2 protein-coding genes are annotated in these 1740 nt (G+C 28.4%); one reads left to right on the forward strand and one right to left on the reverse strand.

The annotated features are described in order from the left end of the window. The first annotated feature begins 135 nt into the window (after positions 1-135). Entirely contained in the window at positions 136-300 is a 165-nt protein-coding gene (locus B2X73_RS14385; protein ID WP_219035308.1) for an NUDIX domain-containing protein, read from the forward strand. 644 nt (positions 301-944) lie between these two features. Here B2X73_RS14385 and B2X73_RS14390 read toward each other — a convergent pair. Beyond that, positions 945-1740, reverse strand: a 796-nt coding sequence (locus B2X73_RS14390) for a signal recognition particle protein (protein WP_414647164.1), incomplete at its 5' end; no start/stop codon positions are given.

The following is a 1740-nucleotide window of genomic DNA, read 5'->3' on the forward strand; positions in this document are numbered from 1 at the left end:
GTTTTTTAGGGAAGATTACACCATCGTTTCGTTTGAGGATCCTGAACCTGAACGTTAGATAATTTTTGACCATTTTCATCCGTCACAGTACCAGTTAAAATTCGTTGGGCATTTACAAAACCAAATTTTAATAAAATGAGTAAAGAATATTTAATTCCAATTTCTGTAAAAGGAATCGTTATAATTAATGGAAAATATTTGTTAGTTAAAAACAATAGAAACGAATGGGAATTGCCTGGAGGAAGATTAGAACAAAATGAATTAGTAGAAGAAACTGTTGTTAGGGAAATCAACATTTAAAATTATAAATAATGGATATATAAAAGAGCTTAATAAAATACTTTATTTAACATAATATATATTATAATAATAATATTTCATAGAAATATTATTATTAATAATCTTTATTATGTAAAGTTGAATAATGTCGTCTACCTATTATTTGGGATTATCTATACAACTTTGAAGGTTTTAGATTAGGAATATATTTTAGAACAATATAATTTGCAAACTATTTAAAACTATAATATGTCCATAATAACTATTTTTTATTGTGTCTGTTACAAAAATAATTTTTGATAATTTATTTTGTAAACTTTTATACAATTTTATGTCTTTCTTCTCTAATTTAAATTGATATGAACCTCCATACTCTGTTTCCGCATAATCATCAAATTGATTAATTTCTATATTTACTTTTTAAATAAAGTTTATAGAATATGTGTATTCATAGTCATTTAATTTCCACTCTAGCTCATCATCTTTTGTATAATTATAATATACTATTATACCATCTTTCTCTCTAGCTCCATTAAGACAGTTTATAAAAATTCCGAAAAAAATAACTATTAAGAAAAATCTATTTAACATAATATATTTAGTTTAAAATAAAAAAACCTCTAACAATTAGAGGTTTTAATATACTATAAATTATTGTATTATTATTACATTTTTGGCATTCCTGGGAATCCACCTGCAGGCATATTTTTAGACATTGTTTCCATCATCTTTTTACCATTTGCAGAATTCATAAATTTCATCATTTTTCCCATTTCAGAGAATTGTTTCAATAATTGATTCACTTCTTGTAAAGATGTTCCAGAACCAGCTGCAATTCTTTTCTTACGAGAATTATCGATAATATTTGGATTTTTACGCTCTTTTTTCGTCATTGAGTGAATAATCGCTTCAACCCCTTTAAAAGCATTGTCGTCAATATCTACATCTTTCAACGCTTTTCCAGCTCCAGGAATCATTCCAACCAAATCTTTCATATTACCCATACGTTTGATTTGCTGAATTTGTTTTAAGAAATCATCAAAATCGAAGCTATTTTTTGCAATTTTCTTTTGCAAACGTTTTGCTTCTTCTTCGTCAAATTGCTCTTGAGCACGCTCTACTAACGAAACAACGTCACCCATTCCCAAAATACGATCCGCCATACGTTCTGGATAGAAAACATCTAAAGCTTCCATTTTCTCACCAGTAGAAATAAATTTGATTGGCTTATCAACAACAGTTCTAATCGTTAAAGCAGCTCCACCACGTGTATCACCGTCTAATTTTGTTAAAACAACTCCATTATAATTCAATACTTCATTGAAAGCTTTTGCAGTATTCACCGCATCTTGACCTGTCATAGAGTCTACAACAAATAAAGTTTCGGTAGGATTAACTGTTTGGTGAACGCGACGAATTTCATCCATCATTTGCTCATCAATCGCCAAACGACCAGCTGTA

Origin of the sequence: Empedobacter sp. UBA7252 (assembly GCF_002472765.1) — a bacterium.
Lineage (GTDB): Bacteria > Bacteroidota > Bacteroidia > Flavobacteriales > Weeksellaceae > Empedobacter > Empedobacter falsenii_B.

What these genes read in the sequence shown, in the direction of transcription:
- B2X73_RS14385 (WP_219035308.1), top strand. Translation starts at nt 136, where the DNA reads ATGAGTAAAGAATATTTAATTCCAATTTCTGTAAAAGGAATCGTTATA.